6 protein-coding genes and 1 pseudogene are annotated in these 23,090 nt (G+C 66.8%); 3 read left to right on the forward strand and 4 right to left on the reverse strand.

Going from position 1 to position 23,090, the window contains the following annotated elements:
* The first annotated feature begins 173 nt into the window (after positions 1-173).
* Complete coding sequence (locus tag BKN37_RS14685) at positions 174-974, forward strand: GAP family protein (protein ID WP_071027087.1); 801 nt, start codon at positions 174-176, stop codon at positions 972-974.
* Positions 975-1,024: 50 nt separating this feature from the next.
* On the opposite strand, the gene BKN37_RS14690 is transcribed toward BKN37_RS14685, so the two are convergent.
* On the reverse strand, positions 1,025-2,299 hold the full coding sequence (locus BKN37_RS14690) for a glycosyltransferase (protein ID WP_071027089.1): 1,275 nt from the start codon (positions 2,297-2,299) through the stop codon (positions 1,025-1,027).
* Positions 2,300-2,527: 228 nt separating this feature from the next.
* On the opposite strand from BKN37_RS14690, the gene BKN37_RS14695 reads away from it, so the two are divergent.
* Positions 2,528-3,838 carry a WS/DGAT/MGAT family O-acyltransferase gene (locus BKN37_RS14695; RefSeq protein WP_071027091.1) on the forward strand — a complete coding sequence of 437 codons (1,311 nt, stop codon included), beginning with the start codon at positions 2,528-2,530 and terminating at the stop codon, positions 3,836-3,838.
* A gap of 5 nt (positions 3,839-3,843) precedes the next feature.
* On the opposite strand, the gene BKN37_RS14700 is transcribed toward BKN37_RS14695, so the two are convergent.
* On the reverse strand, positions 3,844-4,623 hold the full coding sequence (locus BKN37_RS14700; protein ID WP_423212797.1) for a class I SAM-dependent methyltransferase: 780 nt from the start codon (positions 4,621-4,623) through the stop codon (positions 3,844-3,846).
* A gap of 126 nt (positions 4,624-4,749) precedes the next feature.
* Between BKN37_RS14700 and BKN37_RS14705 the strand changes: the two genes are divergently transcribed.
* On the forward strand, positions 4,750-5,427 hold the full coding sequence (locus tag BKN37_RS14705) for a methyltransferase family protein (protein WP_165618342.1): 678 nt from the start codon (positions 4,750-4,752) through the stop codon (positions 5,425-5,427).
* 24 nt (positions 5,428-5,451) lie between these two features.
* Here the strand turns inward: BKN37_RS14705 and BKN37_RS14710 are convergent, their stop codons facing one another.
* Both BKN37_RS14710 and BKN37_RS30395 read right to left on the reverse strand, forming a co-directional pair.
* A complete protein-coding gene (locus tag BKN37_RS14710) occupies positions 5,452-10,371 on the reverse strand; it encodes a non-ribosomal peptide synthetase (protein WP_095407100.1) in 4,920 nt (1,639 codons plus the stop codon).
* Positions 10,365-23,090: pseudogene (locus BKN37_RS30395) on the reverse strand (amino acid adenylation domain-containing protein); the annotation flags it as partial. The gene BKN37_RS14710 and the pseudogene BKN37_RS30395, both read right to left, overlap by 7 nt.

A 23,090-nucleotide genomic window follows, 5' to 3' on the forward strand; every position in this document is an offset into this window, starting at 1 on the left:
GCCAAAAAACACGCCGCGGCAGCCCTTGCCAAACAACACCAAATCGCCTAGCGTTCAACATGACTCGTTGATCACAACGCGTGAACCACGCCCGATCCGAAGTCCACCACTCCACGGGACGCTATCCTTCAAAAGAGCCAAACGCCAACGGTTAACGCGGTAGTGTCCCGGCCATGTGGAGCTCGGTGCTGGGGGTGACCGTTCTGATGGCACTTGATCCAATACGTTTCGGTGTCACCCTTCTTTTGATCTCCCGCCCACGACCCGTGCCTAACCTGCTCGCCTATTGGGTCGGCTTCATGATCACAAGTCTTCCCTATCTCCTGGTTCCGCTGGTAATGCTGCACGTCACACCAGGGTTTAAAACTTTTGCGCACGATATGGCCAACCCGACCACGGCTGCGAGCTCCACCGTCCGGCACATTGAAATCGGCGTAGGGGTGGTCACGCTGTTGATCGCCGCTCTTATGGCGGTGCGCTTCCCGACACGCAAGCGGGTTCACCTGTCGACATCGGGCGGCAACACATCGACTCTGATACTGGACCCGGACACACCGACCGCAATTTCGCGCCCGCAAGGCCACCGACAGACTGCGGCGACGCAGGACCGATCCGCAGTGCGGCGGATGGTCGCCCGCGGCCGTAACGCGTGGGACAACGGAGCCGTATGGGTCTCGCTGGTAATCGGTCTCGGATCTATGCCGCCAATCCCCCCGGTTTTCTTCGTACTCACTACCGTCGTGGCGTCGGGCGCCGCTATCGGCACGCAAGTCAGTGCCGCGATCGCTTTCCTCGCCGGGACGCTTGCGGTTGTCGAGATCATCCTCGTCAGCTACCTAGCCACGCCAGCGAAAACCCAAGCAGTACTTGGTGCCGTGCAGAACTGGCTGCGGCCACGCAGTCGGCGGATCCTGGCAGCCATCTTCGCCGTGATTGGGATTTTGTTGGTGATGAACGGCATGGGCACTGCCTAAGCTAATGCGCCGGCTGCTCGTACGGTCATTCCTAGGCCCCGACACCACCGTCAGCCAACACGCCGCAATCCAGCTTTCTCTTCAATAAGGTCCGCGGTGGTCGCAACGCTGGTGGCGGGTTCGGTCATCCGGGTGGCGATCTCGCGGGCTCGAGTGACGCATTGCGGAGAAAGGATCGTGCGCAGGTCCGCGACCAGCGATTCACGGGTGGTGCCCGAAAAGCGCCGGGTTGTGCCGACCATCAACCGCTTTATCTGCGCTCCCCAGATCTGGTGATCGGGCAGCGTCCAGAGTATCAACGTGGGGACTCCGGCGCGCAGGCCTGCGGCAGTCGTGCCCGCGCCACCGTGGTGGACGACCGCGCTGCACGCGGGAAACACCGCCGCGTGATTCGCCGTCCTCACGACCTTGACGTGGTCGAAGTCGGGGAGACCGCTGAAGTCACTCCAGCCCGAGCAAACCAGTGCCCGCTCACCCAACTGCGCGCAGGCCGCGCCGATCATGGCCAGCGTATCCGCGGGAGAGTCGACCGGAATGCTGCCAAAGCCGAAGTAAATCGGCGGCGTTCCCGCGGCAATCCAAGATGTGACCTCGTCGTCGGCGTCAGTCGCCAACTGCAGCGTCAGCGTGCCAACAAAGGGCCGCTGGTCATGCCATTTCGCCCATTCAGCTGCCAGCCCTGGAAAACACACTTCGTCGTACGCCTGGATTTCCAGCGATCCACGTCTGGTCATCCGCCGCGGAGAGGGTGCTTTAGTCTCCGGTAGGCCTAGTTCGCGACGCTGCGCATCCTCAACGCGCTTCGTTTCCCTCCAATGCAACCACTCCAATCCCGCCATTGCGGACCGCATCAACGGAGACGGCAGGATCGGAATCAGGTGCCCGTTGACGCGTGTCGGCCAGGTATGCAGCGTGGCCAGCGGAATGTCGTAATACTCCCCGACGTTCGCAGCTTGCTGCTCGAAAACCGGGCCGCTGATCAGCAGGTCAGCCCCGTCCGCGAGCGATGTCAGCGTCGCGCTCATCTCACCCCAGCATTCGGTAAAGAGCTCTTTAGTTTCGCGTCGCAACCTGTTCAACTCCCTCAGGTTCCCCAAGTTGCGGGGAAAATCCTTCCAGAAGTTGAGGAGGGAATCGTCCTCCAGCACTGATTGCGAATCCGGTCCGTAAGCGACCGCGGCGAGCCCCGCCGACTCGGCGAAGCCAACCACGTCGGGCGAAACAGCAATGCGCACTTCGTGCCCTCTACGAAGCAGTTCGCGACCCACGACGGCGCAAGGCTCAACGTCGCCACGAGCTCCATAGCTTGCCAGCACAAATTTCATCGCGGGTTCTAGCCTTTCACTTCCCCTGTGAATTCTGCGATCGACAGCGGGAGCCTCAGGTCTAGTCGCCCAAGATCTTAACGCAGTATCAGCCGCTACCGGTCTGAAAATTCAAAATTTTTGGGGGAGTGGCTAGACGATCTGTACGAAGATATGACACATCGGCCGGAAGCGCGCGAACATGAATAGCGATCGCTGCAGCAACTAGGTAGGAAGGAGCCTAAGAAGCTGAGTAACGTACTCGAGCTGCTCGACCAGACCGCGTTCGACGTCGAGCGAGCGACAGGAGCCACCAACCAGCTGCAATGTGTCTGGGTCTACAACCGCCCGGTCGACATCGACGGTCTGCGACGACTTCACGAACGTCTTCACCGGGGGCCGTTATTGGGCCGCGGCATCGAACGGTCACCATTGCCGTTTGGCCGTCACCGCTGGACATCACCCAATCGGTCCGCTGATATTGAGATCGTCGCGTCGCCCCGATCGCGGGAAGAATTCGATGCCTGGCTCGACGAGCAGCCCCCGGTCCCCTTGGATGTCCAGCGTGGGCCCGGCTGGCACCTTGCGGTGCTCCCGTTCACCGACGGCGGGGCAGGAATCAGCTTGGTCGCCTCGCATTGCCTCATCGACGGGGTCGGGCTGTGCGACGCGCTGGCGGACGCGGCGTGCGGCCGCGGCACCACCGTTGGCTGGCCCGCTGCTGCATCCCGCCGACCGTGGCGGGCCGTGCGCGAGGACATGCGCCAAACGGTCCGCGATATCCCCGACATCGGCCGCGCCATAGTCGCTGCAGCACGATTGGCCCGGCATAACGGCAGCCAAGCCGGATCTGCCGCCCCGGCAGCTGCTGGCCCGGATGAACGCATCGCCATCCCACGGGAAACGATCTTCGTCGATGCTGACGAGTGGGAAGCCCGCGCACGCTCACTCGGAGGGACCAGCAATGCACTGCTGGCGGGGGTCGCGGCCCGCCTCGCCCGGCGGTTGGGACGGGTCACCCCAGCCGGCTTAGTCACCTTGACGATGCCCGTCAACGAGCGCGGCCCCGACGATACCCGCGCGGGCGCGGTCACCGAGGTCGACATCACCGTCGACCCGACACCTGCGACAACGGATTTGCGTGGAATCCGGGCCGCGATCAAGCAAGCGCTGACGCGGCAGCGAGAAGCGCCCGACGAGCGGTGGGCACTGTTACCGGTCGTTCCGTTGTTGCCGCAGTGGCTGATCCGGCGGATCAGCGTGGTTTATGGCAGCGAAACCCGGGTCGTGTCATCCAATCTCGGCGTCATCGCCCCGGGCGCCAACCGCCCTGACGGCACCGACGCCGACTACTTCGCGATGACGTGGCGTTACCCGCGTGCGACCAAGACCCTGCTGCACCGCGCGGGCGGGGTGCTGGCGGTGTTGTCGGGAACACTGCACGGGCGGGTCTTCATCTCTGTTCTCGCCTATCAGCCGGGCAAATCGAGCGAGGACTTGCGACTCAGCCTGTCGAGCACGCTGAACGAGTTTTCCCTCGCCGGCACGCGTCTGCAATAGCGCAGCTAACCGGTTTCTCGGTACGCCACCGCAAGCTGTGGGCGCCCACGAATGTTGAACGCACTCTTGCGCACCTCAACGGTGATCGTCGGGTCGGCGTATCGGGCCAAGGCGCGCAGCGCGGACGGGCTGTAGGCGCGCAGCGCGCTGATCAGCCCGTCGTGCATCACTGGAAACACCACCGCGAACGGCAGCAAGCACACCAGCTGGACGACATGTACCGGCGCGGAAAGCCGTGGCAGGTCGATGATCAGCAGTTTGTGGGCGACCCGGGTGCCTTCGGCGAACACCCGGACAGCCTGCCGCGGAGGTAGGTGGTGGAAGGACTGCGCGAACACAGCCAGGTCGTAGCCCCCGTCGGGGGCGTCGATGGCGGTGGCGTCCATCTCCCGCACGGTGACGCGGGGATGACTGCCCAGGTCCCCCGCCGCGATGGCGGCCACCGAGGTCGGCTCGATGTCGGTGGCCGTGACCTGCGCGGTGGGGTGCAACTTCACCAGAGCCCGCGCCACCCCGCCGTGGCCAGAGCCGAGCTCAAGGATGTTGGGATCGGGCACGTCGGCGACCTCCGCCAGGGCGAGGCGGGCGAACATCTCGTGGTGGCCCAAAATCCGTCCGCCGCGGTCCAGCGAGCGAACCACGCGCCGTTTGAGATCGTCGACGTCGTCGCGGTCCAGGTATTCCGGACGATCGGTCTCCAACAGCCGGTCCAGCCACGACGCGTCCGGACCGCCGCGCGGCATGCGGTCGATATCGAAGGTCTCGCCGGCCATGTCGTTCATCATGGCCGACCACATGCATCCCGCGGGAGGAAAGCAACCACGAAACTCCCCTATATCCCGAATTGCGCTGAGTAGCATGCGGGGAAGGCGCGCCGCCGCAGCTCGCGGGACGGACGGCAAGGAGGCCCCGTGACAACCATTCCTAAAATGTTGGTGTTCGGCCTTGGTGGACTCGTCGTGTTCAGCATGATGCTGTTCTTGCCGGCCTGGACATTCGATTATTGGCAAGCCTGGGTCCTGTTGCTGTTGGTCCTGGCGCTGTCCAACTGGATCCCCGGGATCTACTTGATGCGGAAGAACCCGGCCGCGCTGCAGCGGCGGATGCGTGGGGGGCCGGGGGCGGAAACCCGAACGGCACAAAAGATCGCGATGGGCTGCGCCTGGGTATCCCTGGTCGCGATGTTCGTGGTCAGTGCCCTGGACCATCGCTTTAGTTGGTCGTCGGTGCCGACAGCCGTCTGTGTGCTTGGCGATGTGCTGGTCGCCGTTGGACTTTGTGTGGCGAGCCTGGTGATCATCCAGAACAGCTATGCCGGCGCAACCGTGCGGGTGGAGGAAGGCCAGCAGCTCGTCTCCACCGGACTGTATCGCTGGGTGCGCCACCCGATGTACACCGGCAACGTGATCACGACGATCGGCGTCCCGCTTGCGCTGGGCTCCTACTGGGGACTCGCCTTCGTCATCCCGGCTGTCGTCGCGTTGGCCTTGCGCATCCGCGACGAAGAACGGCTGCTCCACCAAGAGTTGGACGGCTACCGCGACTACACGCAGCAGGTGCGCCATCGCCTGGTGCCCGGTGTGTGGTAGCCGCCGTACGTCCGTGCCGGTCGGCTATCCGTCGGCCTCGCTGTCCGGGCGTGGTGGTACCGATCGCAGGTGTCGGGCGTGTTTGTCTAGCTGTCGGCTGAGGGTTCTCACGGCTGGTGCGTCGAACAGGGTGCGCACGGCAAGGTTGACGTCGAGGGCGGTGTTAATCGCCCTGATCGTGCGCATCGCGGAAAGCGAGTCCCCGCCCAGCTCGAAAAAGGACTCGTCGAGTCCGACCTGCTCGACCCCGAGCGCCTCGGTGTAGATGCCGGCCAGGGTCTGCTCCACCGGGCTGGCCGGCGCACGATAATCATCGCCGCTGTCGTGGTGTTCGGGTGTCGGCACCGGCGTGGTGGCTGCCAGCCGAGAATGCTCGTCGAGCACATCGATCGACGACAGCCATTGCGCCGGATCGGCGGTCATCGCCGCCAGTATCTGCCGCAGCCGTTCGACCAGCGCCGCAATACTTTTCGCGTCGAATACATCGGTGCGGAATTGAACGAGTAGGGTCAGTTCGCGGCCGGGCAGGGCTTGCACCACAAGCGGATAGTGGTAGTAGTCGCGAATGATGAACTCGGTGATCGCCAAGCCGTCGCCACCCGACAACGCGGCGGTGTCGACCGGGTAGTTCTCATAGACGAGAACGGTGTCGAACAGTCTTTCGTGGCCGGTGGTGCGGTGGATCTCGTTGAGCCCCAGGTGTTGGTGCTCAAGGGTGTGGGTGTGGTCGGTTTGCAGCTGGTCGAGCAGATCGGCGGTGGTGGTGGTCGGGGTGAGGGTCGCGCGCACCGGCACGGTGTTGATCAGCAGCCCCACCATCGAGTCCACACCGGCCACCTCGGCTGGACGCCCGGACACCACCGCACCGAAGGCCACATCGTGTCGCCCGGTCAGCGAGCACAGCAGTAGTGCCCACGCACCCTGCAGCACCGTGTTGACGGTGGTGTGACAGGTACGCGCCAGGTCGGTCACGTCACGGGTGGTCTGCTCGGAGATCCGGAACGATTCCATGTCGCGGGGTCCCAGCCCCAACCGATCCGGTGGACCTACCAGAGTCGGGGTGTCAAACCCGGCGAACACCTCCCGCCAGGCGGCACGGGCGGCGTCACGGTCTCGCTCGGCCAGCCAGCTGACAAACCCGCGATACGCCACCGAGGCAGGGAGCCGCTGCCCGTAGTAGCCGGCGAAAATTTCTTGCAGCACGATGGGCAGCGACCACCCGTCCAGCACGATGTGATGGAAGGTCAGCACGAACCGGTGCCGGTCGTCGGCAACGCGGATGAGGGCCGCGCGAAAAGCCGGTTCGCCATCGAGCTCACCGACCGCTCCGCGTTCGGCCGCGCACAACTGCTGGACGCGCTCATCGATATCAACGTCGCCGACGTCGAGCTCGACATAGCGCCACCCCGCCACCGGATCGGCCGGGATGATCTGCACCGGATCCCCGAACCGTTGGCAGAATCGGGCCACCAGGTTGGGATGTCGGCCGACCACCGCCTGCACCGCATCCCCCAGCCGATCCGGGTCGAGCCGACCGGTCACGGTGAAACCCAGCTGCACCGCGTACACATCGTCGTCGCTGCCCCGTGCGGCCTCGGCGTGAAAGAGTAGCCCGTGCTGCAGCGGGGTCAGCGGCAACACATCAGCGAGTTCGTATTGCTGGCACAGGTCATCGATCTGCTGCTGGCTCAACCGGGCGGGCGCGACATCCGACGGGGTCAATCCGCCCCCGCCAGCGCGCACGTGCGCGCAAATACCCACCAACGCCTCAAACCATAAGCGGCTCAACCGCTCGACCCGGGGCTGATCCAGCACCGTGGGCGCCCACGTCCAATCGGCGCGCAGCCGCGGGCCGACGTCGGTGTCGAGGGTGACGGCATTGAGCTCCACGGCATGCGCCAACGGCACCGGGACACCGGCGTTGGCGGGGTCGGTGAACACCGACCCCCAATCACCGATCCGCCACAGATCCTCGGACTCCGCGGCAGCCGCGCCACCGATCCGGCCCAGGTAGTTGAACCCGATAGCCGGATCCGATTCACCCGGATCGCTGGCGCGGTTGAGGTAGCGCAATAGTCCGTAGGTCAGGCCGTCCGGCAGGGCGCGGAGTTGTTCTTTGGCGTCTTTGATCAGCGAGCCGAGCGCGGTGTCCCCGGCCACCACCTGCGCCCAGGGTAGTTTTCCGACGGTGAGCGCCACCGGGTACTTGGTAGTAAACCAGCCCACCGTACGCGACAGATCCACATCCGGGTCCAGCTCCTCCTGGCGCCCATGACCTTCCACAGCGATCCCGATCGGTATGCTGCGGCGTCCCAAAAACTGCTTCAAGGCCAACCCGAACGCGATGAGCAGAATGTCTTGCACTCCGGCGTGAAACGCCGCCGGCACCTCCCCCAACAGCATCCGGGTCGTCTCGGCATCCAGCGATGCCGACAACTTCCCCGCGCTCACATGCGTATCCAACGCCGGAATCATCGCCGGCAACGCCGCCGGGGCCGCCGCCACCTGCCGCCACAGCTGAGCCTGCTCCACCACCGCCGGGTCGCGCGCATACTCCGCCAGCAGCGACGCCCACCGGGCAAACGAGGTCCCGGTGGCCGGGAGTGCTATCGGTTGGCCGTTGCGGTGCTGGGCCCACGCAATATTGAGGTCCTCCAGCAGGATCCGCCACGACACCCCATCCACCGCGAGGTGATGAATCATCACTACCAACTGGCCGGTGGCGCGATCCCAGACGGCGCTGAGCATCAGCCCGGTCGCCGGGTTCAACCGCAACCGCGCCAACAGCAACGCCACATCGGACAACGCATCCACGGTCTGCAGGCAGCCGCGCGCATCCACCGAGCCGACGTCGGGCACCGTCAGCGACCAGTCCAGCACCCAGTTGTCCACGCGCAGCCGCAACATCGGGTGGTGGTCCAGCAGCGCCTGCAACAGCACCAGCACATCGTCCTCGGTGACCCCCGCGGGGGCCTGGAGCACCATCGTCTGGTTGAACTGCTCAATCGGGCCACCCAGATCGCGCAGCCAGTACATGATCGGGGTCGTGACGACCTTGCCCACACCGTCATCACCGTGATCGGTTGGACCAGCGTCACCGTCGACCGCCCGGGCCAGTCGGGCCACGGTCCGTTCGACGAAAACATCCCGCGGTCGACACCGCAGCCCGGCGGCACGAGCACGCGCCGCCACGTGGATGGACAGGATGCTGTCGCCACCGAGGTCGAAGAACGAGTCGTCGATGCCCACCCGTTCCAGCCCCAGCACTTCGGCATAGATGTCGGCCAAGATCTCCTCGGTGGGGCTGCCCGGAGCGCGATACCGGTCCACCTCGGTGTATTCCGGCGCCGGCAACGCCCGCTTGTCGAGTTTGCCGTTCGCCGTCAACGGCAACTCCTCGATACCCACCACCGCGGCCGGGACCATATAGTCGGGCAGCCGCTGCGCCAACGTCGTCCGTGTGCCGGCCACATCGACCTTCCCGGTCACATAACCCACCAGACGCTTATCCCCAGGACGATCCTCCCGCGCGATCACCACCGCCTGCTCGACACCATCAAGTGAACCTAAGGCCGCCTGGATCTCCCCCAGCTCGATGCGATATCCCCGAATTTTGACCTGGTCATCGGCCCGTCCCAGGTACTCCAACTGCCCGTCAGCACCCCAGCGCGCCACATCCCCGGTGCGATACATCCGCACCCCGAGTCCCCCGAACGGACACGCCACAAACCGCGTTCCCGTCAGCCCGGCCCGGCCGACATACCCAAGGCCCACGCCCCGTCCAGCCACATACAGCTCACCGACCACGCCCGGCGAAACCGGCTGCAACCACCGATCCAAGACGAAAAAAGCGAGGTGGCTCAGCGGCGCCCCAATGGGGCTCGCCGTGTTGTCGGCGTCACCGTCGACGATCGGCCGAAACGAGGCATGCACCGTGGTCTCGGTGATGCCATACATGTTGATCAGGCGAGGTGTTTCGGGATGACGGTCCAGCCATGCCCGAAGGCGCTGCGGTTCAAGGGCTTCGCCGCCAAACACCACCGTTTCGAGGGAAAGCCGATCACCCGGCTCGGGCTGTGATGCGTCGGCGGTTTGCAGGGCATAAAACGCCGACGGGGTCTGGCTCAACACGCTGACCCGTTCGGTGATCAGCAGGGCGTGCAGATCTTCCGGCGACCGCGCTAACGCCTCGGGCACCACCACCAACCGGCCACCGGCCAGCAGTGCGCCGAAGATCTCCCACACCGAATAGTCAAACGCCAACGAATGGCACTGCGTCCACACCCGTCCGGGTGCCAACTCACCATCCAACGACTCCAGCAGCCAGGTCACGTTGTGATGGGCAATGGCGACGCCTTTCGGCATCCCGGTGGTCCCCGAGGTGTAGATGATGTAGGCGATGTCGTCGGCGGCCGGTGCCGGCAACGCCGTAGTGGGCTGGGCAGCGATATGAGGATCATCGACATCGATGACTGCCAGGCCGTGCCCGTCCAACCGCGACCGCAGGCCCGCGGTGGTGATCGCCGTGATCGGCTCGGCGTCGTTCAGCATGAACTCGATCCGCGCATCGGGATACATCGGATCGATCGGCAGATACGCCGCCCCAGACTTCAACACCGCCAAGATCGCCACGACCGCCTCGGCGGACCGGGAAAACAGCAGCGCCACACACTCCCCCGGCCCCGCACCCTGACCGGCCAACACATGCGCCAACCGATTCGCGGCCTCGTCCAACTCTCGGTACGTCAGCGAGCGGCTCTCAAAGGTCAGCGCCACCGCCTCCGGCGCCCGCGCCACCTGCTCGGCCAACAACACCGGAATCGACACCGCCGGCTTCACGGGCTCCGACAGCACCGCGCGATTACCCCACTCATCCAGCTGGGCGCGCTCACCCCCGTCAAGCAGATCGATCGACAACAACCGCCGCGCCGGATCGGTCATGATCGCTGCCCCAAATCCGCCGTCATCGCCGCCAACACCCGCTCAAACCAGCCCACCGACTGGTCCGTGTCCAACTGTCGGCTCAAGATTCGAACCGACGGTGTATCGAATAGCGTGCGCACCGGAAGGTGGGTGTCAAGGGCGGTGTTGATCGCGACGATTCCCCGCATCGCCGCCAAGGAATCCCCGCCCAGGTCGAAAAACGACTCGTCGACGCCGACGTGCTCGACACCGAGGACTTTGGCGTAGATGCTGGCCAGGATCTGCTCGACCGGGCTCGCCGTGGCCGTGTGGTGGTTACCCGGTGTGCACACCGGAGCGGGCGCTGGCCAGCGTTGGGTGTGGCGCACCGCGCCGACCACATCGATCGATGACAGCCGCCGGGCCGGATCGGCGGTCATCGCCGCCAGCACCTGCTGCAAGCGTTCGATCAATGTCGTGATGCCTTCTGCGTCGAATACGTCGGTGCGGAATTGGACGACAAGTGTCAGTTCGCGGCCGGGGAGGGCCTGCACCGCAAGCGGGTAGTGGTAGTAGTCGCGGCTGGTGTATTCGGAGATTGCCAGTCCGTCGGTGCCTGAGAATGCCACGGTGTCGACCGGGTAGTTTTCGTAGACGAATACGGTGTCGAATAGTTGATCGTGACCGGTAATGCGGTGAATCTCGGTGAGCCCCAAATGCTGATGGTCGAGGGTGTTGCCATGGGAACTTTGCAGCTGGCCGAGCAGGTCGGCGGCGGTGGTCGTCGGCGTGATGGTCGCACGCACGGGCACGGTGTTGATCAACAGCCCCACCATCGAGTCCGCACCGGCAAGCTCAGCCGGACGACCGGACACCACGGCGCCGAAAGCCACATCACTTCGGCCGGTCAACGAGCACAGCAACAGCGCCCACGCACCTTGCAGCACCGTGCTGATGGTGGTGTTACGCGAGCGCGCCAACTCGCCAATGGCACGGGTGGTGTGCGCAGGGATCCGGAACGTTTCCACTCCGCGGCTGCCCAGCCCCAGCCGATCCGGCGGGCCCACCAGCGTCGGGGAATCAAAGCCGGCGAACACTTCCCGCCAGGCCGCGCGGGCAGCTTCACGGTCTCGCTCGGCCAGCCAGGTGATAAACCTGCGATACGGCACCGGCGCGGAAAGCCGCCATCCGTAGTAGCCGGCGAAAATTTCGTGCAGCACGATCGGCAGCGACCAGCCATCGAGCACGATGTGATGGAAGGTCAGCACAAATCGGTGCCGGTCGTCGGCAATTCGGACCAAGGCGGCTCGGAACGCCGGTTGGCCGTCGAGGTCACCGACCTCGGCGCGTTCGGCGGCGCAGATCCGCTCGACCTGATCGTCGGCGGCGCTGCCGCTGTCGAGTTCGACATACCGCCACCCCGCTATGGGGTCGGCCGGGATGACCTGTACCGGATCTCCGAACCGTTGGCAGAATCGGGCCACCAGGTTGGGATGTCGGCCGACCACCGCCTGCACCGCATCCCGCAGCCGACCCTGATCGAGCCGTCCGGTCACGGTGAAACCCAGCTGCACCGCGTACACGTCGTCGTCGCTGTCCTGCGCAGCGGCGGCATGAAAGAGCAGCCCCTGCTGCAGCGGGGTCAGCGGCAATACATCGGCGACCCGGTATTGCTGTTGCAGTTCGTCGATTTGCTGCTGGACGAGGCGAGCCGGGGCGATATCGGACGGGGTCAACCCGCCCCCGCCGCGTTTGACGTACGCGCAGATCCCGGCCAAGGCCTCAAACCACAACCGGCTCAACCGGTCGACCCGGTCCTGATCCAGGGCCGTGGGCGCCCACGTCCAATCGGCGTGCAGGCGCGGGCCGGCGTCGGTATCGACGGTGCCGGCGTTGAGTTCCACGGTGTGCGCCAACGGCATGGGGACACCGGCGTTGGCACGGTCAGCGAACAACGAGCCCCAATCCACGACCCGCCACAGTTTCTCGCAGGCCTCGCCCGCCGCACCCGAACGGCCAAGGTAGTTGAATCCGATCGCCGGATCGGGTCCGGGCAGTTCGACGTCGCTGTTGAGGTAGCGCAGCAATCCGTAGGTCAGGCCGTCGGGTAGGGCCCGCAGCTGCTCCTTGGCGTTCTTCACCGCCGCCCCCAGCGCAGGGCCCCCGGTCACCACCTGCGCCCAGGACAATCCTCCGAGGGCAAGTGCCACCGGATACTTAGTGGTAAACCACCCCACGGTGCGCGACAGGTCCACATCCGAAGCCAGTTCCTCCTGGCGCCCATGGCCTTCCACATCGATCCCGATCGGCTCGGCACCGGTGCCCAAAAACTCCGCCAGCGCCAACCCGAACCCGATCAATAAAATCTCGTGCACCCCAGCGTGAAACGCTGCCGGCACCTCCCCCAACACCATCCGGGTCGTCTCGATATCCAACGACACCGACAATTGCCCGGGGTTCATGTACGTATCCAACGCAGGAATCACCGCCGGCAACGCTGCCGGAGTCGCCGCCACCTGCCGCCACGCCTCGGCCTGGCCGACGAGGTCCGGGGAGTGCGCGCGCTCGGTCAACAGACGCGCCCATCGGACGAACGAGGTACCGGTTGCCGGGAGTGCCACCGGCTGCCCGCTGCGAAGTTGGGACCACGCAATATTGAGGTCCTCCAACAGGATCCGCCACGACACCCCATCCACCGCCAGGTGATGGACCGTCAGCACCAACTGCTCGGTGGAGGCGACCCACAACGGGCTCAGCATCACCCCGGCCGCCGGGTTCAATCGCAACCGCGCCAACAGCAATTCCACGTCGGACAACGCATCCACCGTGTGCAGGCAGGCGTGCGCATCCACCGAACCGGCCCCAGGCACCCACAGCGACCAGTCCGTCACCCAGTCGTCGACCCGCAGGCGCAGCATCGGGTGGTGGTCCAGCAGCGCCTGCAATAGCGCCACCACATCGGCCTCGGTCACTCCCGCCGGAGCCTGCACCAGCACGGTTTGATTGAACTGCTCCACCGGGCCGCCCACACCGCGCAGCCAGCACATGATCGGCGTCAACGGCGCCGGCCCCACGCCCTCATCCCCGTCCTCGGCTAGACCGGCCTCGCCTTCGGCCACCCGAGCCAGCCGGGCCACGGTCCGCTCGACGAAAACATCCCGCGGCCGACACCGCAGCCCGGCGGCACGGGCGCGCGCCGCCACGTGCATCGACAAGATACTGTCGCCACCCAGCTCGAAGAAGGAGTCGTCGACCCCCACCCGGTCCAGCCCCAGCACCTGGGCGTAGATGCCGGCCAGGATCTCCTCGGTGGGGCTGCCCGGAGCCCGATACCGGCCCGCCTCGGTGTATTCCGGCGTCGGCAGCGCCCGCTTGTCAAGTTTCCCGTTGGGGGTCAGCGGCAGCTCGTCGAGCACCACCACGGCCGCCGGAACCATGTACGGCGGTAACTGTTCGGCTAGTGCGGCACGCATCCCGGCGGGGTCGGCACCCCCGGTGACGTAGCCCACCAATCGTTTATCCCCGGGATGGGCCTCACGGGCGATCACCACCGCCTGCCCCACCCCGTCCAGCCCGGCTAGCGCCGCTTGGATCTCACCCAATTCGATGCGATACCCGCGGATCTTGACTTGCTCGTCGGCACGGCCGACGTACTCCAACTGGCCGTCGGCACGCCAACACACCACATCCCCGGTGCGGTACATCCGCGCCGCCGGTCCCCCAAACGGACACGCCACAAACCGCGACCCCGTCAAGGCCGCCCGACCCACATACCCACACGCCAACCCGCCACCAGCGACATACAACTCGCCGGCCACGCCCACCGGAACGGGCCGCAACCACTGATCCAGTACAAACAACGCCGCCCCCGGTACCGGCGAACCGATTGGCGGAACACCCATTCCGGGGGCCAACGGCGCGCTCATCGACGCATACACCGTGGTTTCGGTAGGGCCGTAGGCGTTGACCATCAGCCTGCCCGACGCCCACCGGTCGACCACCTCGGGCGGGCAGGCTTCGCCGGCCACCACAAGTGTTGTCGACTCCAAACCCTCCGGCGACAGCATCGCCGCTGCCCACGGGGTCTGGCTTAACACGCTGACCCGTTCGGCAATCAGCAAGGCGTGCATGTCGTCCGGTGAGCAGGCCACCGATTCGGGAACCACTATCAGCCGGCCGCCACCTAGCAGCGCGCCGAAGATCTCCCACACGGAGTAGTCGAACGCCAACGAATGACACTGCGTCCACGCCCCCGCGCGCAGCAGATCGGTATCGGTCAGGGCCAGCAGTTGAGTCACGTTCCGGTGGGTGACGGCGACGCCCTTGGGCACCCCGGTGGTGCCCGACGTGTAAATGATGTAGGCGATGTCGTCGGCGGCCGGTGTCGGCAGCGCGGTGCCCGGGTAGCCGTTGATGCGGGGATGGTTGATATCGATGACCGGCCCATCAAAGCCACCTAGCCGCGGGAGTAACTCATTGGTGGTGATCGCCGTGATGGGCGCGGCGTCGTTCAGCATGAACTCGATCCGCGCATCGGGATGCATCGGATCGATCGGCAGATACCCCGCCCCGGACTTCAACACCGCCAAAATCGCCACGATCGCCTCGGCCGAGCGGGAAAACAACAGCGCCACATACTCCCCCGGCCCCGCACCCTGGCCGACCAGCACATGCGCCAACCGAGTCGCGGCCTCATCCAACTCCCGGTACGTCATCGACCGGCCCGCAAAGGTCAGCGCCACCGCCTCCGGCGCCCGCGTCACCTGCTCGGCGAACAACACCGGAATCGACACCGACGTCGTGGCTGGCGCCGATAGCACCGCCCGATTACCCCACTCATCCAGCCGGGCGTGCTCACCCCCATCCAGCAGATCAATCGACAACAACCGCCGCGCCGGATCGGTCATGACCGCTGCCCCAAATCCGCCGTCATCGCCGCCAACACCCGCTCGAACCGCTCGATCAACGTCTTGACCCTCGCCGCATCGAACACGGCGGTGTCGTACTCGATTCGAAGACCCAGTTCGGTGCCCGGCACGGCTTGCAGCGTGAGCGGGTAGTGGTTGTATTCGCGGTTGGTGAACTCGGTGATGGCCAACCCGTCGGTGCTCGACAACTCGGCGGTGTCGACCGGATAGTTCTCGTAGACGAACAGGGTGTCGAACAGCTGGTCGTGGCCGGTGATGCGGTGAATCTCGTGTAGCGCCAAGTGCTGATGCTCAAGGGTGCGGGCGTGGACGGTTTGCAGCTGGTCGAGCAGGTCGGCGGTGGTGGTGGCCGGGGTGATCTGCGCCCGCACCGGCACGGTGTTGATGAACAAGCCCACCATTGAGTCGGCGCCGGCCAGATCGGTGGGGCGCCCGGAGACCGTGACACCGAAGGCGACGTCGTGCCGGCCGGTCAGCGAGGTCAGCAGCAGCGCCCAAACCGCCTGCAGCACCGTGTTGACGGTGGTGTGACACGAGCGTGCCAACTCGCTCACCGCCCGGGTGGTCTGCTCCGAGATGCGGAACGATTCCGCGCCTCGGGTGCTCAGTCCCACCCGGTTCGGCGGACCCACCAAGGTCGGGGTGTCAAACCCGGCGAACACCTCCCGCCAGGCCGCCTGCGCGGCCGCGCGGTCTCGCTCGGCCAGCCAGGTAACAAACCTGCGGTACGGCACCGGTGCGGGCAGCCGCTGCCCGTAATAGCCGGCGAAGATTTCCCGCAGCAAGATGGGCGTCGACCAGCCGTCGAGCACGATGTGGTGATTGGTCAGCACAAACCGGTGCCGGTCTTCGGCGACGCGAATCAGCGCGGCCCGGTAGGCCGGCTGGCCGTTCAGGTCGCTGACCGCGACGCGCTCGGCAGCACACAGCCGCTGAACTTGCGTATCGATGTCGCCGTGACCGTTTCCGGTGTGCAGCTCGACATAGCGCCACCCCACCGCCGGATCGGCCGGAATGACCTGCACCGGCTCGCCGAACTGATCGCAGAACCGGGCGGCCAGGTTGGGATGCCGATTGACCACCGCCTGCACGGCATCCCGGAGCCGTTGCGGATCGAGCCGGCCGGTCACGGTGAAGTCCAGCTGCACCGCGTACAGTTCACCCGCGTCGCCGGGGTTGTGCCCGTTGGTGTCCGGCGTGCTGCTGGCGTGAAAGAGCAGGCCCTGCTGCAGCGGGGTCAGCGGCAACACGTCGGCGACCCGATACTGCTGGCACAGTTCGTCGATTTGCTGCTGGCTCAACCGGGCCGGCGCAATATCGGACGGGGTCAATCCGCCGCCGCCGCGGCGCACATACGCGCAGATCCCGGCCAGGGCCTCGAACCACAACCGGCTCAACCGGTCGATCTGGGCCTGGTCGAGCGCCGAGGGCGCCCACGTCCAATTGGCGTGCAGGCGCGGGCCGGTGTCGGTGTCGAGGGTGGCGGCGTTGAGCTCGACGGTGTGCGGCAACGGGATCGGGAGCGCCGCGGCCGCGCCGGTGACCGACAAACCGTCCGGACCGATCCGCCACAGCTCCTCGGACATTTCGCCGGCCGTACCCAACCGGCCCAGGTAGTTGAACCCGATCACCGGATCGGATTCGGGCAGTTCGACGTCGGGGTTGAGGTAGCGCAGCAGCCCGTAGGTCAGCCCGTCGGGCAGGGCGCGGAGTTGTTCTTTGGCGTCTTTGATCAGTGGCCCCAGCGCGGCGTCGCCGGCCGCCACCTGCGCCCACGACAGTCCGGCGACAGTCAGCGCCACCGGGTACTTGGTGGTAAACCAGCCCACCGTGTGCGACAAATCCACATCCGGGCCCAGCTCCTCGTCGCGGCCATGGCCCTCCACGTCGATCCCGATCGGCGTGCCGCGACGGTCCCCAAACTCGGCCAACGCCAACGCGAACGCGATCAACAAGATCTCGTGTACGCCCGCGTGGAATGCCGCGGGAACCTGCCCCAGCAGCATCCGGGTGGTCTCGGGGTCATCGAGCGGCACCGCCAGGTGCCCGGCGGTGGCGTAGGTATCCACGTCGGGTCGCACCGTCGGTAGCGCCGCCGGGGTGGCCGCCGCCTGCCGCCACACCTCGGCCTGGCCCAGAACTTCCGGATCGCGGGCGTGCTCGGCCAGTAGCGACGCCCACCGGGCAAACGAGGTCCCTGATGTCGGCAGGGCCACCGGCTGGGCGCTGCGGTGCTGGGCCCATGCAAGGTTGAGGTCCTCCAACAGGATCCGCCACGACACCCCGTCCACGGCCAGGTGGTGAATCATCAACACCAACCGGCCGGTGGCGCGCTCCCACACCGCGCTGAGCATGACCCCGGCGGCCGGGTCCAACCGGGCCTGGGCCTGCACCAGCACCGCATCGGACAGCGTGTCGACCGTGTGCAGGCATTCGCGCGCGTCCACCGAACCGGCCTCGGGCACCGTCAGCGACCAGTCGCCTGCCCAGTCGTCGACGCGGAGCCGCAGCATCCCGTGCCGATTCAGCAAGGCCTGCAACAGCACCACGACATCGGCGTCGGTCACCCCCGCCGGGGCCTGCACCACCATCGTCTGGTTGAACTGTTCCACCGGGCCGCCGACGTCGTGCAGCCAGCGCATGATGGGGGTGGCCGCCACGGGTCCGATGCCCTCGTCGACCGGGCTGTCGCTACCGGTGGTCACCGCGGCGACCCGGGCCAGCCGGGCCACGGTCTGTTCGACGAACACGTCGCGCGGCTTGAACAGCACCCCGGCGGCCCGGGCCCGGGCCACCAGCTGCATCGACAAGATGCTGTCGCCGCCGAGATCGAAGAACGAGTCGTCGACCCCGACCCGCTCCAGCCCGAGCACCTGGGCGTAGATGCCGGCCAGCAGCTCTTCGACGGCGTTGCCTGGGGCGTGATAGTGGTCTGCCTCGGTGTATTCCGGTGTCGGCAACGCCCGTTTGTCGAGTTTGCCGTTCGGGGTCAGCGGCAGCGCGTCGAGCACCACCACCGCGGCGGGCACCATATAGTCGGGCAGTCGCTCCGCCAGCTTCGTGCGCGCGGTGGCCGGATCGGCGGTGCCGGTGATGTAACCCACCAGCCGCTTGTCGCCGGGGCGGTCCTCGCGGGCGATCACCACCGCGTGCTGCACGCCCGCGAGTGCGCTCAGTGCGGCTTGGACTTCGCCCAACTCGATGCGATACCCGCGGATCTTGACCTGCTCGTCGGCGCGGCCCAGATACTCCAGTTGGCCATCGGCACGCCAGCGCACCACATCCCCGGTGCGGTACATCCGCGCGCCCGGACCCGCGAACGGGCACGCCACGAACCGCGACCCGGTCAACGGGCCCCGGCGCACATACCCGCAGGCCAGCCCGGCGCCGGCCACGTACAGCTCCCCGACCACCCCGGTCGGCACCGGTCGGAGCCACTGGTCCAGCACGAAGAACGCGAGGTGGCGCAACGGCACCCCGATGGGGCTGGCGCTGTGGTCGGTGTCGGCGACGGTGATCGGCCGGAACGAGGCGTGCACCGTGGTCTCGGTGATGCCGTACATGTTGATCAGCCGCGGCGCACCCGGATGGCGGTCCAGCCATGCCCGGAGGCGCTGCGGTTCAAGGGCTTCGCCGCCGAAGACCACGGTCTCGAGGGTGAGCTGTCGTGCGACGTCGGGTTGCAGCGCGTCGGCGGTTTGCAGCGCATAGAACGCGGACGGGGTTTGGCTGAGCACGCTGACTCGTTCGGCGACCAGCAAGGCGTGCAGGTCTTCCGGGGAGCGCGCCGTCGTCTCGGGCACCACCACCAGTCGGCCGCCGGCCAGCAGCGGGCCGAACATCTCCCACACCGAGTAGTCAAACGCCAACGAATGGCACTGCGTCCACACCCCGGACCGCGCCACGTCGGCATCCAGCGTCTCCAGCAGCCGGGTCACGTTTTGGTGAGCGACCGCTACGCCTTTGGGCATCCCGGTGGTGCCCGACGTGTAGATGATGTAGGCGATGTCGTCGCCGGTTGGCGCCGGCAACACCGTGGCCGGTTGGGCGTCAAGACGATGATCGCCGACGTCGATGACCGCCCCGTCAAAGCCCGCTAGCCGCGGGAGTAACTCCCCGGTGGTGACCGCCGCGATCGGCCCGGCGTCGGACAGCATGAACTGCATCCGGGCCTCCGGCGCCACCGGGTCGATCGGCAGATAGGCGGCCCCGGTCTTGAGCACCGCCAGCACCGCCACGACGGCCTCGGCCGACCGGGAGAACAGCAGCGCCACCCGCTCGCCCGGACCGGCGCCCTGCTCGACCAGCAGGTGCGCCAACCGGTTCGCGGCCTCCTCCAACTCCCGGTACGTCATGGACCGGCCCTGGAAGCTCAGCGCCACCGCCTCGGGGACCCGCGCCACCTGCTCGCCGAACAACGCCGGGATCGACACCGACGTCCGCGCCGGCGCCGTCAACACCGCGCGATTACCGATTTCGTCCAGCCGGGCGCGCTCGGGCGCATCGAGCAGATCGATCGACGACAACCGTTGGGTGGGTTCGGCAATCATCGCCGCCAGCACCCGTCGCAGCCGCTCGATCAGCGCCGCAATGTCGCCCGCGGCGAACACCTCCGTGTCGTATTCGACCCGCAGGTTCAGTTCGCGGCCGGGCAGGGCTTGCAGCGTCAGCGGGTAGTGGTTGTATTCGCGGTTGGTGAACTCGGTGATGGCCAACCCGTCGCCGCCGGACAACGCGGCGGTGTCGACCGGATAGTTCTCGTACACGAACAGGGTGTCGAACAGTTGGTCGTGCCCGGTGACGCGGTGAATCTCGTGCAGCGCCAAGTGCTGATGTTCAAGAGTCTGGGTGTGGCTGGCTTGCAGCTGGTCGAGCAGCTCGGCGGTGCTGGTCGTCGGGGCGATCTGTGCGCGCACCGGCACGGTGTTGATCAACAGCCCCACCATGGTGTCCGCGCCGGGGACCTCGGCCGGGCGCCCGGAGACGGTGACACCGAAGGTCACATCGGGTCGGCCGGTCAGCGAGCACAGCAGCTGCGCGTACGCCGCCTGCAAAACGGTGTTGACGGTGGTGTGGCGGGAGCGCGCCAGTTCGCTCACCGCCCGGGTGGTGTGCTCGGGCAGCCGAAACGCTTCCGCGCCTCGGGTTCCCACATTCGTCCGGTCGGGCGGTCCCACCAGGGTCGGGGATTCGAACCCGTCGAACACCTCCCGCCAGGCCGCCCGGGCGGCGTCGCGGTCGCGGTCGGCCAGCCAGGCAACAAACCGGCGGTACGGCACCGGCGCCGGTAATCGCTGCCCGTAGTAGCCGGCGAAGATTTCCTGCAGCAGGATCGGCAGCGACCAGCCATCGAGCACGATGTGATGGAAGGTCAGCACAAACCGGTGCCGGTCCTGGCCGACGCGGATCAGCGCGGCCCGAAGGGGTGCCGCGTCGCCGGGCTCGCTGACCGCGGCGCGTTCGGCCGCGCACAATTGCTGGATCTGGTCGTCGGCGTCGAGTTCGAGGTACTGCCATCCCGGTTCGGGATCGGCCGGGATGATCTGCACCGGTTCGTCGAATTGGTCGCAGAATCGGGCGACCAAGTGGGGGTGGCGGGCGACCACCGCCTGCACCGCATCCCGGAGCCGATCCGGGTCGAGGACTCCCGCCACGGTGATGTCCAATTGCATGGCGTACACGTCGTCGGCGTTGTCGGCCGCGGTGTTCGCGTGGAAGAGCAGCCCGTGCTGCAGCGGGGTCAGCGGCAACACGTCGGCGACCCGATACCGCTGGCACAGGTCGTCGATCTGCTGCTGGCTCAACCGAGCCGGCGCAATGTCGGACGGGGTCAGCCCGCCGCCGCCGCGGCGCACGTACGCGCAGATCCCGGCCAGCGCGTCAAACCACAATCGGCTCAAGCGGCTCAGTTGCGCTTCATCGACGGCCGACGGCGCCCACGTCCAATCGGCATACAGGTGCGGACCGGTGTCGGTGTCGATGGTGCCGGCGTTGAGCTCCACGGTGTGCGCTAACGGCATGGGGATGGCCGCACCGACCGAGGCCAGCGGCAAGGCATCTGCGCCGATGCGCCAGGTGTCGCCGTTTGTTTCGGGTGCCCCACCGAGCCGGCCCAGGTAGTTGAATCCGATCGTCGGATCGGATCCGGGCAGCTCGATCTCGGGGTTGAGGTAGCGCAACTGTCCGTAGGTCAGGCCGTCGGGCAGGGCGCGGAGTTGTTCTTTGGCGTCTTTGATCAGCGGGCCCAGCGCGGCCTCCCCGGCCACCACCTGCGCCCAGGACACCCCGGCGACGGTCAGGGCCACCGGGTACTTGGTGGTGAACCAGCCCACCGTGTGCGACAGATCCACATCCGGGCCGAGTTCCTCCTGGCGGCCGTGGCCCTCGACGTCGATCCCGATCGGCGCGCCGGTGGCGCCGAAGAATTCGGCGGCCGCCAACCCGAACGCGATCAGCAGAATGTCTTGCACCCCGGCGTGAAACGCCGCCGGCACTTCGCCGAGCAGCATTCCGGTGGTCTCGGCATCCAGCGACATCGACAGCTTGCCGGCGGTGGCAAACGTGTCGGTCGCCGGCTGGACCGCCGGCAGCATGGGTGGGGTCGCCGCCACTTGCTGCCACACCCGGGCCTGGCCCACGACGTCGGGGTCGGACGCGTGCTCGGCCAGCAGCGACGCCCACCGGGCAAACGAGGTGCCCGTCCTCGGCAGGGCCACCGGCTGGCCGCGGCGATGCTGGGCCCACGCGAGGTTGAGGTCCTCCAACAGGATCCGCCACGACACCCCGTCGATGGCCAGGTGGTGAATCATCAGCACCAACTGGCTGGTGGATGCCGCCCACACCGCGCTGAGCATCATCCCCGTCGCCGGGTTCAGTCGTGACCGCGCCTCCACCAGCACCGCATCGGTAAACACCTCGACCGATTGCAGGCAACTCACCGCGTCGACCGCACCCGGTTCGGGTACCTGCAGTGACCATCCGCCGGCGCCGTCGTCGTTGGCGCGCAGCCGCAACATCTCGTGGCGATCCAGCAAGGCCTGCAACACCATTACGACATCGGCTTCGGTGACCCCGACGGGGGCCTGTACCACCATCGTCTGGTTGAACTGCTCGACCGGGCCGCCGACGTCGTGCAGCCACCGCATGATGGGGGTGGCCGGCACTGGTCCGGTGCCCTCGTCGGTGAGGTCGGTCTCACCGGTGGACACGCTGGCGACGCGGGCCAGCCGGGCCACCGTCTGTTCGACGAACACGTCGCGCGGCTTGAACATCACCCCGGCGGCGCGGGCCCGCGCCACCACCTGCATGGACAAGATGCTGTCGCCGCCGAGGTCGAAGAAGGAGTCGTCGACCCCGACCCGGTCCAGCCCGAGCACCTGGGCGTAGATGCCGGCCAGGATCTCCTCGACCGCGTTGACCGGGGCGCGATACCGGTCCGCCTCGGTGTATTCCGGTGTCGGCAACGCGCGTTTGTCGAGCTTGCCGTTCGGGGTCAGTGGCAGCGCGTCGAGCACCACCACCGCGGCGGGAACCATGTACGGCGGTAACCGATCGGCCAGTGCGGCGCGGATTTCGGCGGGTTCGGCGGTGCCGGTGACATAGGCGACCAGCCGCTTATCGCCGGGGCGGTCCTCGCGGGCAATCACCGCCGCCTGGTCTACACCCTCGAGCGCGCTGAGTGCCGCCTGGATTTCGCCGAGTTCGATGCGGTAGCCGCGGATCTTGACCTGCTCGTCGGCGCGGCCCAGATACTCCAGTTGGCCATCGGCACGCCAGCGCACCACATCCCCGGTGCGATACATCCGCGCCCCCGCGCCGCCGAACGGGCACGCC

The sequence above is a fragment of the Mycobacterium talmoniae genome (assembly GCF_001854525.1).
GTDB classification, from domain to species: Bacteria; Actinomycetota; Actinomycetes; order Mycobacteriales; family Mycobacteriaceae; genus Mycobacterium; species Mycobacterium talmoniae.

What these genes read in the sequence shown, in the direction of transcription:
- BKN37_RS14690 (WP_071027089.1), bottom strand. Translation starts at nt 2,299, where the DNA reads ATGAAATTTGTGCTGGCAAGCTATGGAGCTCGTGGCGACGTTGAGCCT.
- BKN37_RS14685 (WP_071027087.1), top strand. Translation starts at nt 174, where the DNA reads ATGTGGAGCTCGGTGCTGGGGGTGACCGTTCTGATGGCACTTGATCCA.
- BKN37_RS14700 (WP_423212797.1), bottom strand. Translation starts at nt 4,623, where the DNA reads ATGATGAACGACATGGCCGGCGAGACCTTCGATATCGACCGCATGCCG.